The 15,607-nt window shown below is 40.9% G+C and carries 9 protein-coding genes; 8 read left to right on the top strand and 1 reads right to left on the bottom strand.

Going from position 1 to position 15,607, the window contains the following annotated elements; genetic code table 11:
* Window positions 1–3: 3 nt before the first annotated feature.
* From AC1DPK_RS02715 to AC1DPK_RS02680, 8 genes are all read left to right on the top strand, one after another.
* Entirely contained in the window at window positions 4–3,087 is a 3,084-nt protein-coding gene (locus AC1DPK_RS02715) for a type I restriction endonuclease subunit R, EcoR124 family (RefSeq protein WP_477509216.1), read from the top strand.
* 880 nt (window positions 3,088–3,967) lie between these two features.
* Entirely contained in the window at window positions 3,968–4,849 is an 882-nt protein-coding gene (locus AC1DPK_RS02710; protein ID WP_441879643.1) for a glycerol kinase, read from the top strand.
* 60 nt (window positions 4,850–4,909) lie between these two features.
* Window positions 4,910–5,893 (top strand): restriction endonuclease, encoded by a 984-nt coding sequence (locus AC1DPK_RS02705; RefSeq protein ID WP_441879641.1) that lies wholly within the window; start codon window positions 4,910–4,912, stop codon window positions 5,891–5,893.
* A gap of 116 nt (window positions 5,894–6,009) precedes the next feature.
* Window positions 6,010–8,772 (top strand): MrcB family domain-containing protein, encoded by a 2,763-nt coding sequence (locus AC1DPK_RS02700; RefSeq protein WP_477509215.1) that lies wholly within the window; start codon window positions 6,010–6,012, stop codon window positions 8,770–8,772.
* Entirely contained in the window at window positions 8,744–11,161 is a 2,418-nt protein-coding gene (locus AC1DPK_RS02695; RefSeq protein ID WP_477509214.1) for a DUF2357 domain-containing protein, read from the top strand. Before AC1DPK_RS02700 ends, AC1DPK_RS02695 begins: the two co-directional genes overlap by 29 nt.
* Window positions 11,162–11,822: 661 nt before the next feature.
* A complete protein-coding gene (locus AC1DPK_RS02690) occupies window positions 11,823–13,088 on the top strand; it encodes an alpha-L-fucosidase (RefSeq protein ID WP_477509213.1) in 1,266 nt (421 codons plus the stop codon).
* Window positions 13,081–13,995, top strand: coding sequence for a metallophosphoesterase family protein (locus AC1DPK_RS02685; RefSeq protein WP_477509212.1), 915 nt, complete (start codon window positions 13,081–13,083; stop codon window positions 13,993–13,995). Before AC1DPK_RS02690 ends, AC1DPK_RS02685 begins: the two co-directional genes overlap by 8 nt.
* 148 nt (window positions 13,996–14,143) lie before the next feature.
* Window positions 14,144–14,713 carry an SF0329 family protein gene (locus AC1DPK_RS02680; protein WP_477509211.1) on the top strand — a complete coding sequence of 190 codons (570 nt, stop codon included), beginning with the start codon at window positions 14,144–14,146 and terminating at the stop codon, window positions 14,711–14,713.
* A 21-nt stretch (window positions 14,714–14,734) separates the two neighbouring features.
* Here the strand turns inward: AC1DPK_RS02680 and AC1DPK_RS02675 are convergent, their stop codons facing one another.
* Complete coding sequence (locus AC1DPK_RS02675; protein WP_477509210.1) at window positions 14,735–15,484, bottom strand: helix-turn-helix transcriptional regulator; 750 nt, start codon at window positions 15,482–15,484, stop codon at window positions 14,735–14,737.
* Window positions 15,485–15,607: the final 123 nt, after the last annotated feature.

Raw genomic sequence — 15,607 nt, 5'->3', positions numbered from 1 at the left:
TTCATGAGCAATGTACCAAAAAGTGCGTCAGAGAAAACTTTTCAAGAGAACTTTATCAAAGAACTGCAAAAATATAAATGGGAAGCTCCCAACTTCCTGAATGGTAATAAGCAGAAAGTAACCGTTGCTGACCTGGTTAATCATTGGCGTAGTGAACTCAATCGTATAAATGCTGACCAGCTTGAAGGTTTAGAATTGACCGATAATGAGTTCAATCAAGTGATGGCTAAAGTTCATCAAATCAGCAACAGCTATGAAGCTGCAAAGATACTAGCCATTGAAGAATCAAAAGGCAAGATTGACGGAATTTACCGTGATGACAATCCAAAAATTAAAAGAAAACAAATCACGTTGACCATCTTCAAAAAAGCAGAAGTGCGTGGTGGGGATTCTAGTTATCGAATTGCTAGAGAAGTACAGACACCCAACAACAACCGTTATGATATTGTATTACTGATCAACGGCTTGCCTCTTATCAATATCGAGCAAAAACGTACAGATAAAACGCTGGATGAGGCATTTGGACAGTTTATGCGCTACTATCGTGACGGTGAATATAGTAATAACTTTATGGCTTTTTCGCAGATGATGGTCATTACTTCTGAAATCGCCACTCGCTATTTCGCTACACCAAAAACAATCGGAGACTTTAACCCTAGTTTCGTCTTCCATTGGGCAGATAAAGAAAATACTGTGGTAAACCCTTGGGAAAAAGTGATTGGACAATTTTTGATGATTCCAATGGCACATCAGATAGTAGGAGATTATTTAGTTATTGATGAAGCACGTGAGGAAGAAAACAGACGGCATATGCTCATGCGTCCCTATCAAGTACACGCCCTACAAGCCGTTGAAGGTGCGGCATTCGGCTGGGACAATGATAAAAAAATACCACATGGCGGTTTTGTTTGGCACACAACAGGCTCAGGAAAAACGATTACTAGTTTCAAAACAGCATTGTTTTTATCGACTAGAGCAGGATTTGATAAAGTCGTCTTTCTTGTTGATCGACGTGAGCTAGACAATCGGACCAGTGAAAACTTCAAAGCATACGCTGCTTATGAGTCGGTTTCCGTTGATGATACGCAACACACCTACCAGTTAAAAAAGATACTGAAGTCAGCTAAAAACGGCATTGTGGTTACAACGACATTTAAACTAAATTTTTTAGTGAAGGAACTAGAGGAAGCTCACGATGCTAGTTTAACAGATAAGAAAATAGTTTTTATTATTGATGAGGCACACCGTACGACAATGGGACAGATGATGGGAAACATTAAGCAATACTTCAAGAAAAATGGACTATTCTACGGCTTTACGGGCACACCTTTATTTGATGAAAATAAGATCAAAGGAAAGGTCGATGAAAAAAGCGAAGTCATCAATACTACGGAGAAGCTATTTGGACCTAATTTACATCAGTATACGATAGATGAAGCGATTGCAGATAAGAACGTACTAGGTTTTCATGTTGACTATATCAATACTGGAGAATTCAAGAGTTACGATGATTTAAGAGAGCAACTAGCTGAGAAAATGAAAGAAGAACAGCCAGATATACCAGAAAGAGAAATTGAACGTCAAGCTCAAGCATTGTCAGAATCTGACGTTGAAAGGCAAGCGAAGAAAAATAAATTACTTGTGTATCAAGATGAAACACATATCCCGCGTGTAGTTGAAGAAATTCTAAATAACTGGGAATCACAATCACAAGGCAGGGAATTTAATGCGATTTTGACAGTTGCCTATAAAAATCGAGTGATGGCTTATTACGAGGAATTTAAGAAGCAACTAACTGAGCGTGGAGAAATACTAAATGTCGCTATGACCTTTAGTTTTGGTAATGAAAATGATCCTACGCCACTAGATCCCCAAATTGTCAAAGCTATGTTTAAGGACTACGCTGTATTTACTGGCATTACTTTTGTGGCTGGTGATAAAAAACATGGTGAGGATGCTTACTTTGAAGATGTCGTGGAACGTGCCACACGGGGCGGTAGCGGACGAAATTCTAAGAACATAGACCTCGTGATTGTTGCAGACCAGCTACTGACAGGTTATGACTCTAAGCGGCTTAATACGCTTTATGTTGACCGTTCACTTGAACTTCAAGGTTTGATTCAAGCCTATTCACGAACAAATCGTATATTCGGCTCTACTAAAGAGTTCGGAACGATTATTAACTTCCAATATCCACGAATTACCGAAGAAATCGTCAATGAGGCTTTGAGGCTATACGGTAGTGGTGGAAAGAGTAGTAAGGCAATTGTTGATACTTATGCAACTGCGGTACAAAAGCTAGAGATAAAAGTTGCTGAAATGATTCCGACTTTACCTGACCCTAAAGACTGGCAGACAATTGGAAATGATAAAGAGAAAAAAGAAGCATTTATACTTGCTTTTAAGGATACTGCCGAGCAGTTAAATTTGGTCGAACAATATTATGAATTTAAGTGGGATGATAGTACTTTTGGGATTGATGAGCATACTTGGCTGCAATATGTCGGTGCTTATAAAAACTTAACTTGGCAGCCAGGAACTCCATCTCCGCCTACACCAGTTAATACGCTTGTTGGAAAAACAAAGCTAGCGGGGACACAAGTAATTGATGCAAACCATATTCTTAGTTTAATCGGTTCAAAAGTCACTTCACCAAATGGTGTGCAAACCGTGGACAAAGAAACACTACGTATTATTTATGAACAAATTCAAGAGTTAAGTAATATGGGGGAGCATGAGCAAGCACAGTTATTGAAGGAATTTGTGGATAATGAGCTTGTGCCTGGTAACTTATCGAGTGGTTTGAATTTTGATGAAGCATTTGAACTTTGGAAAGCAAGTAAGCTACAGAATGCGGTGAATGATTTCTCTTTGGGGTGGGGGTTGGATAGTAAGCTACTTGAAAAGTCGGTGAATGCTTACTCTACATCACAGCCTAATGTTGTTCCCTATATTCATGATCTCATTAGTAGTGTAGATTACAGTAAGGCAACTAATAAATTGGCTGGAAATATGTTGAAACATAATATGATATTAACTACCAAACTTCCAGAGTGGATTGCTGAAACCAAGCAAAAATATAACTAACTTGATGGTAGTTTTGAAGTGACGATGAAAAGAAAGAATAACAGGTAAAAATAGAATATGTTTGATTATTAGGGTCGAGGAGATACATTCCTTGGCTTTTTTTGCTTTCGCTCGGGAACAGCATAAACTTGAGGACGTTGTTTCTTAGTTCAAGGAAGGGCTGATATGAAGATCGACTTGTGGTACCGCATGTTTGGACTACTCAAGGAACTAAACAATTAAGTGTTCGAGTACGCCCTTTACTCTACCCTAACGGCGGGGTGCATTCGACACTCACCCTGTGGCATTCTTCTGTCTAATAAACGATCGTTTTTTAGACTTTATGAAAATCAGCATAAAACACCAAAAATAGATCATTGTTACAGTCTATTTACTCGTCTAAAATTCAAAGTATATTAATTAAAGCGATCGATGGTTAAATAGACAATAGGAGAGTAATAAAACAACTAAAATTGGGAATGCGCGTGTTTCGACTTTCGATCAATCCAAGGATTCACAAATCGATTCTTTGAATGCATCTGATGCACGCTCAGTCTTTATATCGTGTGCAAAGTAATGACAAAGGACATTAAGAGGGCTAAATGGAGAATAAGGTTAAGACGTATGCTAGATTACAGCATTGTCTTTTTTTTCAAGCTTTACTATTGAGTATTGAGATTCAAGAGTCCACAAAGAAGGACTATTGTACTATTTTGTCGAAATCTACCAAAGGTAATGATTTCCGATTAGTGGTAACACATGACACTTAAGAAATTTCAACAATTTACTCTAGTTAGTTATAAGGAGTCCTAACAGAAAGTAATGAAATTAGACTATAAGCAGTAAACATAACCACAACATATAATTTGATTTGGAAGAGTCAATCAACTAGGAGGATCAGATGAGCGAGAAACAAATATCAACGACAGCATTAGCAAAAGAATTGGGGTTACAAGCAAAGCATCTGTTTCAATCTTTAACGGATGCAGGATGCATTCTAAGAGAAAATGACGCTTGGGTATTAACCAATAAAGGTGTCGAGATGGGGGGAACAATGAAGAGCCATCCACAGCATGGTACCTATATAGCGTGGGATGGAAGGATAAAAGAATATCTTTCAGAAATTGGTGGCTCTGATAAATTATTGAGCGCAATTACACTGAGTAAGCATTTTAATATATCAAAATTTAGAATTAACCCAATTTTATCAGAGCTTGGAATGCTTCAAAAAAATGTAAAGGGTTGGACCGTAACAAAGCTTGGAGAAAGCTTAGGTGGAAAACAATTTGAATATGAGCAAACGGGAGTCCCTTATGTTTGTTGGGATTCAAGTATACTGACAAACAAAAGGCTTATCGAAACCTTCCAGTCCGTTCAAGGAACACCGGCGGAAGATATTAAAGAAGATAAGCTACCTTCTAGTTCTAATTTTCGTGATAAGTTTGAGGCAAAGCATCGTGCAGCCGATGGACACTATGTTCGTTCTAGAGCAGAAATGTTAATTGATAATTGGCTGTATATGTCGGAAATCGTCCATGCCTATGAACGGAGATTACCAGTGGAAGAAGAGGTTTATTGTGATTTCTATCTTCCTGTTGGAAAAGTATATATTGAGTTTTGGGGTCTAGAAAACGATGAAAGATATGTAGAACGAAAAAAAGAAAAGATAAAGATCTATTCAAAATATGGATTTAATTTAATAGAACTTGTTGATAGCGATATCCAAAACCTTGATGATCTATTACCTAAGAAGCTTTTGAAGTTTGGGATTCAAGCGTACTAAGAATAAAATATTGAATGTTTATTGATCTTATATAACTTTACTTAAGAAGGGGTATTCTGGTTGAATAATGAACTCGCTCAATTAATGAATCAAAGTTTATTAGCTCCATTAATCTTTATATTCATGTGCATCCTCTTCTTCTTATTTTTAGGGGCAGTGTTGTATTACCGATTTCTCAGCCCTTGGATACCAGAAAAGCTTGCGAGCTTAGTTGGGTTTGCTGGATCTGCTTATATTTTAATGACCTGTGTAAATCAATATGAAAAAGTAAAAAGCTTAGTTGCTTCTTGGAATGTGACAGCTATGATTATAGTCATGTTTTTCTTGATAGTCACAATTGGCGTTGTTATACGTCTAATTCCAAGTAAAAAGAAAAAGAGAGATAGGAAAACAAATCGGAAATCAAATAATAGCAATAAATCTCAAAGACTGCATTCAAAGCAAAGTAGACCGGACCAAGAGATTTTAAGCAGTTCATTAGAAAGTATGTCTGGTGCTGAATTTGAACGATTACTTGCCCTTTATTTCAGCGATCAAGGATTTACGGTTCGTGAAGTCGGTATCGGAGGGAAGGACGGTGGTGTAGATCTAGTCATCATCGATCAGAGAGGTGAGAAAACAGCTGTACAGGCAAAATGTTATGCAAGTCACAATCTAATTGGCGTACAGGTTGTTCGTGAATTGGTCGGAGCTAAGCGAAATCATGATTGTATTCTTAGCCTTCTTATCACAACATCAGATCTAACAGGCCCAGCTAGAACAGAGGCGGAGAAGTTTAAAGTTGATTATTGGCACGGAGGAATAATTGAACAAAAATTAAAAACATGGGGCAAATGGAAACCGGGGAATAAGGAGTCTAAGAAAATACCTAAAACCTTGAAATCCACAATTTCTGAATTACAGACAACTCAAAACCAACTAACTGTGTCATCAGAATCTAACTGCACGTGTGGAGCTCCAATGATAAAAAGAAAGAGCAGAGAAGGTAGGGAATTCTGGGGTTGTACTTCATTTCCTAAATGTAGGCATACAAGATCAATATAGATTGATTCTATTTTTTACCGGAGATACACTTAAAGTCAGGAAAAGACGCCATATCTTGATTAAAGCCCAACACAAAAAAACCAAAAAGTCTAACTGATAGTTTGGAGCGAAATCATATGACATTGCCACAAGAGCTTGCTTCGATATTTCGGAGCCGACAAAAATCTTACAAAATGGTCTTAATTCTATCTATTCTTGATGAATATAAACAGTCTTTCAATCGAAGGGTACCGCTCAACCAAGTGGCTGAGCGGTTTTTATCGTATTACAGGGATCGCAGTATGAATGGAGCACAAGTAGATTATCCGCCTCAGGGATCAGCGTTTAAATGGAGTGACTTTACACTGGGCCAAACCAAGTCGTTACTTAAAACACCTATTGATGCTTTATCCTCCATTCTGGAAGCAACATCCGAGACCATTACCTTCAAACCGGATATATGGGATAAATTGAATGACGATGTTTTAGCCGAATTAAGAGATTATGCTCGCATTGAATTGTCGAACTACAACAACCAATTGAGCTCGGCTCCGACAATATCATTACAGGAGTCTCTTTCGCAGATTTTAAATACATACATTGAAGCTAAAACTCAACAGTTTGCTAATCATCAGCTAGGCAAGCTCTTTAGGCAATCGTTACCTGAGTATCTGAGAGCATTACCTTTTATGAATGGAGACTATAAGGTACAAGGCTCGATAGGCCAAGGCAATTGGGCCAACATCCCTTGGCTGGCTATTCTTGATAAGCGTCTAACGACAACTACTCAGCAAGGGGAGTATGTCGTTTATTTGTTCGCAGAGGATATGAGTGCTGTCTATTTGACCCTTGCTCAAGGAGTAACAGTACCTCTAAAAGAACATGGAAAAAGAGATGGCTATCAATATTTAGAGCAAAAGGTGCAGGAAATGAGAGAGCTCTTGCCGCTTCAAAACTTACACAAGGACGCTGATATTCATCTAACTGCTAGTGGATTGGGAAGAGATTATCAAGTATCGACCGTTGCATATGCTCGCTATGATCGAGATAACATCCCCGAAGATGACATTCTTATTGCTGATCTAGAAAACGTGATGAATAATTATAAGCTTTACGCTGATCAAGTAACCGAACAACAACAACCAGCAGCTCCTCCAACTTTTAAATACACAATGGCACATCTCTATTTGGGTCAAGGAATTATCTCTTACTTAGGTAACAACAATTATACTCCTATAAACATCGATGAACTGGTTTCCAATCAAGCAACCGTTCTTATTTCAGGGGACGATGTTAAGAACCCCAAAGAACGGATTCAACATGTGGGGAGAGCCTTACAGGAGCTTGGTCAAATTTCAGTAGAAAATGGGTACTATTCTTTAACTCCTCAAGGGACAAAGTATTATTTGGTTTTTGATGAAAATAAATGGAGATTGAGCCCAGAGCAGGTTCAAATAATAAGACGCTATCTGGGAGAATCAAATGGAGAACATGCTACTAATCTCGCAAAAGTAATGAATCTAGCTATTTCATTAGTGGAGGAGCTTGGTAGATTTTCGCTGGACGAATTCAATACCGCTTTTATTTCGGCAATGGGGCTTGAAGAAGAATGGGGAACGGTTACGCAAGAGAACAGGTCTCGCTTTATGTTGAATTGGCTAGAGGAGCTTCAATTTGTAAAGAAAACAGGAGACCAATATATGTTCCGAGTAGATGAGGAGGTCGAGCCTTTGGATACAATGACGGTTTCGGAACGGCTTAGTTACATCAAATCCTTCATCCGTAACAAAGGCTTTCAGTTTCCGAATGAATTAATAGAGAATCTATACCTCTCTCTCAAAACAAAACCATTTGTCATTCTAGCGGGCGTATCCGGAACGGGAAAGACAAAACTAGTGAAATTATTCGCAGAAGCGCTTGGCGCGCTTAGCCATAACCAGCAATTTACTCTTATTCCTGTGCGTCCAGACTGGAGTGATCCGTCGGACCTAATAGGATATATGGATTTATCGGGTGCGTTTCGTCCGGGACGGTTGGCGGAGGTACTTGTGGAGGCTTCGAAACCAAGCAATCGACACAAGCCGTATTTCATTTGTTTAGATGAGATGAACCTAGCTAGAGTAGAGCACTATTTTAGCGATCTACTTAGTATTATTGAAACGCAGGAGTGGCAGGGTGATGGTATTGTGACAATGCCACTTATTAATAAGGACACTCTTACAACAGTAGATCAACCGATTTATGGAAACCTATCGCTCCCGGATAATGTTTATTTAATCGGGACTGTCAATATGGATGAGACGACGCATCCTTTTAGCAAAAAGGTACTGGACCGCGCCAACACGATTGAATTTAACTATATTAATCTTGAGCAATTTCCAGATCAAGCTGTTCAATCGAATGAGGCAACAACTGTTAAGGCCTCGAATGCTTTTCTACGTAGTGAGTATTTACAGCTCATTGATGCTTATGGGGATTATCAAGAGCAGGTTAAGCAAGTCACAGCGAAGCTGGTCAAAGTGAATAACATATTGGAGCAAGTCCATTCGCATGTTGGATTCCGTATACGAGATGCTGTTTGCTTCTATATGATCTATAACGACCGGTTCAGTCTTATGAGTGAGGATGAAGCGTTCGATTTACAGTTATTGCAGAAAATATTGCCACGCGTTCAAGGCAGTAGCTCATCGGTCAAGCGCGTACTTCTTCTACTAATGCAGGAAGCACTAGGCAAAGCGTTGCCTGTGAATAGCTTGATGGATGACGCCTCCGATCTTTATGAGAAGTGGAGTGCGCATGAACCGGAAGAGAGAGCTAAATACCCGATGAGTACTCGGAAAATAGCCTTTATGTTGCGGAGGTTAGAGGAAGATGGATTCACCTCCTATTGGCTCTCTTAATCAGAGTGTTGAGCTGCTCCGGATTGAAACGAGCCTGTTTAATTTGTACATACAGGGTAAGCCGTTCCATCCAACGGTAGATACGCTGCAATTGCATAGAAATGATGATAATCAGCTCATTGAAGCACAACTGCAAATTTCTGCGCCCTCGACTGCACTTTTAATAGAAAAAGTTTCAATGTTTCATCCTGAGACAAAGGAACTATCGGATTGGAAGACGGGCATACCGAGCTATCCGCTCTTTTATGAAACGCAGGCTTACGAGATCGTCATCGAAAAAAAGCAAGACATTCCGCTTACCTTTTTCCATGAAAATGTTTATTTGAGGCAAGTGGTTAAGCCGCTGGGCAATATGATCTTATCTGGCGTTTTAAACTTTCAGAATGAGGTTGGTCTGACTGATCTGGAGCTGCGTTTGAATGGACAGGCTATTTTAAAGGTTCAGCTTGAAGTTTTTCCAGTCAAAATGGATTATAAAAATGATTATCAAATGATTTTAAATGACGTCAATCAACAGATCTATAACTTATCATTTGATTTTTTGCGTAAAACGTATAATCTAACGGGTCTCAAGGAAACACGTCATCAAAGCTTAACCGAGTTCTTCACGATCCTTCAGCATGTATTCGCTCAGCTTGTGCAGGCGGTGGAACGGATTAATAGCTCGCCTCACTCCAAGCATCAAGTGGAGAACCGAGTAGTAGAAGCAGGACGTTTGAAGAAGACGGGGAAGGAAAGCATTTCCTATCTGACCAGGCGTCCGCAGCTACTCGTACAGGACGATAAGCTTGGTTTTATTCCAATGAATGGACAACGCTATTACCCAAGCCATGCGATTGAGACGAAGCGGCATGTGGATTATGATACAAACGAGAATCGTTTTATTCGTTGGGTTCTGCTCCGTATTGCGAGTAAGCTTAAAGATCTGAAGACTCGCCTAACTGAGAAGGGACGCCTTAAGGATCCGATGTTGTCGCGGAAGCTGAAAGATATGCAATCGCAGCTACAAAGGCTGCTCAAGCTAGACTTTTTGAACGTTAAGGAGATGAGGCAGCTCTCCGTATCGCTTGTGCTTCAGATGGCGCCGGGATACCGCGAGGTGTATCGTAACTATTTGATGTTGATGAAGGGACTCTCTATCCAGAGTGATCTGTTCCGATTATCGATGAAGGATCTGGCGCAGCTATATGAATACTGGTGTTTTCTCAAGATTCATGACTTGCTGAGTCGTAAGTATGAGCTGTTGAAGCAAGATATTATTAAGGTGAACCGGACAGGCGTGTTTGTTACTCTAGACAAATCGCAAAAGGCAAAGATGGTTTACCGTAATCCGAAGAATAGCGAGATTTTTACGCTGTACTACAACACTTTGCCGAGTGGTGAGCAAACGCCGACGATTTCTCAAAGGCCCGACAATGTGTTGACATTGAAGAAGAACGATTCCGATGCGGTATATAAGTATATTTTTGATGCGAAGTATCGGCTCAATCCAGCGTATGAGGGGACTCCCTACCGAAGGGATTACAAGCTTCCGGGACCGGAGGAGTCCGATATTAATACGATGCATCGATACCGTGACGCTATTGTGTACGCAGAGGGAGGCGGGAAAGAATTGGAACGCAGCATGTTCGGGGCTTATGTACTATTTCCCTATCACAATGAGGAGCAGTATGAAGAGCATAAATTTTATAAAAGCATTGAGCTGATCAATGTTGGAGCTCTACCGTTCTTGCCGGGATCCACCAAGCTGATGGAAGCCTTCCTGGATGAAATCATTATGGATAGTCCAGAGAAGGCATACGAACGCTCCGCAAGGCCGCGTGGAACGAAAAATTATTACGAGAACAAGCTTATCGGCAAAAATGTACTGGTAGGATCACTCCGGGAGGTACAGCAGCTCGATGATGCGTTACAACTTAAGTTTTATCATGTACCGCTTGAGAATATCTCCGATCACAAGCTGCTTACTCAGCTAGAATACGTGGCACTCTATCAGTCGATAAAGAAGTTTGAGCCACGCGGGGAAACGGGTATTCACTGGTACGGTAAAATCTCGGACTGGAAGGTCGTGCGGCGCAAGGAGATTACCGAGCGACCAGCAAGATCGGGCACGGAAGAAAAACTGTATGTGAAGTTTACGGTAGGAGAGTGGGTAAAGCGGGATAAGCCGATCATTCCGGGGGGACGAGGGATCTATACGCTCTTGTACACTTCAAAGTATGTGTTCGACCGAGCTTTAGAGATTGCAGAGCTGAAGCTGGAAACGGAAGAGGATCTACGAGAGTGGCGTGAGCAACGGCGAATAGGACCTGTCACAGTCGAGTTGGATCACGAGCTAGTGGATTTGGCTAGTAGGGTGCTAGGGGTTGGACGGTTATCTTTAACGTAAGATATGAATGAAGCACCCTCTTGGAAGAAAAAAACCTCCGTAAAAGCACATGGGCTAAACGAAACGAGCTTGATAAGAGAAAGAGCGTCAAGGATGCAATCTATTCACGATAATCGGTTTTTTATCATTTATGACATGTGACGTTATGTGGAAATTATGTCATCACAGTCAACTTCTGCAGAAGGTATCGAAATAAGGAGTGTTTGCCCAGGACCCAACGGAAGTTCGGGGATGCCAATATACATGATTCCGATTCGCAATCTTTTCTTTTCCGCTCCAAGCATGGGGGGGGGCGCGACTTTATAAAGCTGCATTCGGAGTGGATAGGGGGAAAACGGGTGTCTTCATCAACAAGGGGAAAATTACGCTTGTAAAATTCATGCAGGAAAGTCGAAATGTACTGGAAAAAGTAGATTCAATATACAAGCTGGAGTTTTTCAAAAAATTATGAAACTCCCAACAATCTGCGCCCAAAACAATTTGAGTTCCAGTGGTCTTTATTTCTAGAGGCAGGGTATCGGAATTTGGTTTAGTTTTTTAATAATTCAAGGAATATACTCGTGTTAGCTCGAATGAATATCACAATAAAGTGAAATTGTGTTAGTAGCTTATTTCCTAGTGTGAATAAAAATACTCCATCAATGAAGAAGAGGTGCTTAAAATGACAGTTAATTCTAATATTAAGCCAAGCCCGAAACAACTCGAGTACCAATCCTGGGAGTTCGGATTATTTGTGCATTTTGGTCTCAGAACGTTTTATGAAGGGTACGTAGATTTTGATCCAAGAGGCATGTCCCCCGAGTTGTTTAACCCGGAGCAATTGGATTGTGAGCAATGGATCCGTACGGCAAAGGAAGCCGGAATGAATTATGCTGTACTTACGGCTAAGCATCATGATGGGTTTTCTAATTGGCCGTCGAAGTATAGCTCGTTCTCTACGAAACAATCGCCATGGAAGGATGGTCAGGGTGATGTTGTTCGGGAGTTTATAGAGGCTTGTCGCAAATATGATGTAAAGCCTGGTTTATATTATTCTCCTTTTGACGGATCTGCAGATTTCTACAACCAGGATGCAAGCGCTTACGATGATTATTTTGTAAATCAAATTACTGAGCTGCTAGGTCAATATGGAGAGATTGATATTTTGTGGTTTGACGGTTGTGGCTCGGAGGATCATGAATATGATTGGAAACRAATCATCGGAGAAATTCGCCGCCTTCAACCGAATATTTTAATTTTTAATATGGGAGATCCTGATTTCCGGTGGGTCGGGAACGAGGATGGCATTGCGCCGATTCCATGCTGGAATGTCGTGGATTCGCTTGAGTTTTCGATCATGACCGAGGAAAAGGAAGCTTTGACGGATAAGCTATGGCTGCCTGCGGAATGTGATGTGCAGATGAGAGCGAATTGGTTTTATAGCGATAGCGACGAGCATACGATCAAATGTCTGGATCAGCTCATGGGCTTATACTATTATTCGGTAGGGCGCGGTGCGAATCTGCTGCTGAATATCGGCCCGGATAGACAAGGCTTGCTGCCTTCGAAAGACGTATGCCGACTGACTGCAATGGGTGCAGAAATACGAAGAAGATTTGACAGCCCCATCGCGACCTTGGAGCAATGTAATCACAACCAGAATGAATGGATTTATGAGCCTGCTCATCCACATCTGATTGATCATATTGTTATTCAAGAGGATTTATCTTCTGGGGAGCATATTCTCAATTTTCAAATCAATATTATGACAGAAAAATCGCATCGAACCATAACGGTATATGAGGGACAAAACATTGGTCATAAGGCGATTGTACGAATTCCGCCTGTTAAAGTTCGAGGCGTCTCTCTAACCGTGACAAAGTCGCAAGGCGAGCCTACTATTAAGGAGCTATCATTTTATTATGTTGGGGAGATTAGGAATGGATAAAGCATTAAAGTTTCGTACAGACGGTACATTCAAAATAGTCCAGTTTTCTGATACCGAGTATATGGATGATGCCGCTGACCTAAATGAGCGAACCGCTGACATGATGCGAACCGTCATGGAGACGGAGCAGCCTGATCTTGTTGTATTTGCAGGTGATGTCATCGGCAGTTTGCGCTGCAGCAATCCAGAGCAGTCATTCCGAGATGTAGTATCCACTATAGAAGCGATGAAAGTCCCATGGGTTGCTATTTTCGGCAATCACGACTCGGAAGCGGGAATTACAAGGGAACAGCTTATGGATATTCAACTGAGCCATAGCTATTGCGCCGCTGAACAGACGGCTGAGCATGTCAGCGGTGTAGGCAATTATGTGTTGAGAATACAGGGTAGTGATGAACGTTTCGCGGCAGCTTTATATTTTTTGGATAGCGGCAGTTACTCTGCCCTTCCTCACGTTCATGGATACGATTGGATTCGCAGAGATCAAATTGACTGGTATGCGGCACAATCGCAGGCATTCACGGATCAAAATGGAGGACAACCTATACCTTCACTAGCTTTTTTCCATATTCCGCTGCCGGAGTATCAAGAGGTATGGGATAAGTCCGAGTGCCATGGCGAAAAGAGAGAAGAGGTTTCTTGCCCTCGTATCAACAGCGGTTTATTTTCCGCAATGGTAGAGATGGGCGATGTTATGGGAACCTTTGCAGGGCATGATCACGGAAATGATTATTCGGGCGAGCATCATGGCATTCGCCTTTGTTATGGACGCTCTTCAAGCTATATTATATGGGATACGGATATTCCAATTGGTGCAAGAGTGATTGAATTGCAACAGGGATCCAGAACGTTTGATACTTGGCTGAGATTAAGTGATGGATCGGCTCAGCAGCGCTCGATAGGGTAATATTTAGAAACCGTCAATAAACGTTAGAATTTGTTATAATGGATAGCAAGCGTTATGTTGGCCTCCACTCACAGCGGTGGAGGTTTTTTCATGCAACGAATCCCTCAATAGGTATCTATAATATAGAACATAAAAATTAGGAGGAAATATGTCCTGGAGCAAATTGAAGCAACAGCTTGAGAGTTTTCTATCTCCTGCTTTACATGGCAGGTTCGAATATCGTGCAACCAGCTATCGTTATTTACCTGACAAAGCAGGTCAATGTTATATTGCGGTAGATAAAAAGAACGTACTCAGTATGAGTGATAGCACTACTTTAATTAGATGGTATCAGACGGAGCTGGAAATTAAGAATGATTCAGCTATCGAAATTCCTATCAACCATGAAGAAATTGAAACGGTGAGAAAAGATACCAATGGGAAAGTTCCAGAGGATCGTCTAAAAGTAATGGCAAGTAGCAGAAAACTATCCGAATATGCTAAGGAAATTTTTTCAGCACAATCATCATTAAGTAAATCAAATTTTGTCGTTGTCGCTAATAAGTTTTTATCCACTTCTATAGAGGAAAGCCTAGAGAGCAATGATATTTTATTGAATATTTTAGCTTTGGTGGACAGACGAGTTGGCAAAAAGCGGCTTTTAAACATGGCCGAGAAGATGAAGCTAAAGCATCCCATTGTGCAGTATTTTTATGAATTACGGCTTAATACGTTATGAGAATAAGTAACTCATTCACCTCTAATCACCGGCGAGCTCTCTATACTGCTTCGGGGTTATCTCCGTTTCCCGCTTAAACAGGCTGCAAAACTGCGCATCTGTCGAGAAGCCGCATTCCATCGCGATAACCGATATTTGCAAGGGGGTATGCCTAAGCATTGCTTTGGCATGCTCGATCCTACGCTGCAAAATATATTGGCTGGGAGATAACTTGATCTTCTCTTTGAATAAATGACGAAACCGATCATAGCTATAACCAGATTGGTCGGCAAGAGCTTGGAAGTCAATTTTCTGCGTATAGTACTCATCGATGAAAGCCTGGGCGAATCGGATAATGTCATGGCGGCTATCTGGTTCTTGGGCAGGATGAGCCCGCAGTACCTCCAAATATAGGCGCGAAATCAAATTATCGAGCAATTGCTTATAGAAAGGAGGCTTATCACGAAGCTCTTTTGCCATCATCTGCATGAGGCCAAGAATAGGCCTTGACGGGGAATCTTGGTAGATTCCTTCTTTCAAGGGAGGATAGACGGTGCTGGTGAATCCCGTAAACATAACCTTCGATTGTTTGCCATGCCGTTCATCGTGAGGCGTGCAGGGTGCTATTATCGCATAATCACCTGCCTTGAAAAAATGTTCGGCATCCCCGATTCGAGTTGTCCCCTGACCGCAGTCGTAATAAACCAGCTCATAACACTGATGGTGATGCATTGCAATATGCTCATGCTTCGCTCTCGTTTCTTGATAAAAGAAGTCCAATGAGGCTGCCATCCATAGCTCTCCTGTCATCGTAGCCAATTCGTGATATAGAACGACCGTATGATGCTACTACATTATTTAAATTATTTATAAAATGAATTCATTATAGCATGGCTAAAAAGCCAATTCATTATA

This window comes from Paenibacillus sp. 01T424, from assembly GCF_056398745.1.
This window is presented reverse-complemented; position numbering and strand designations above follow the sequence as displayed.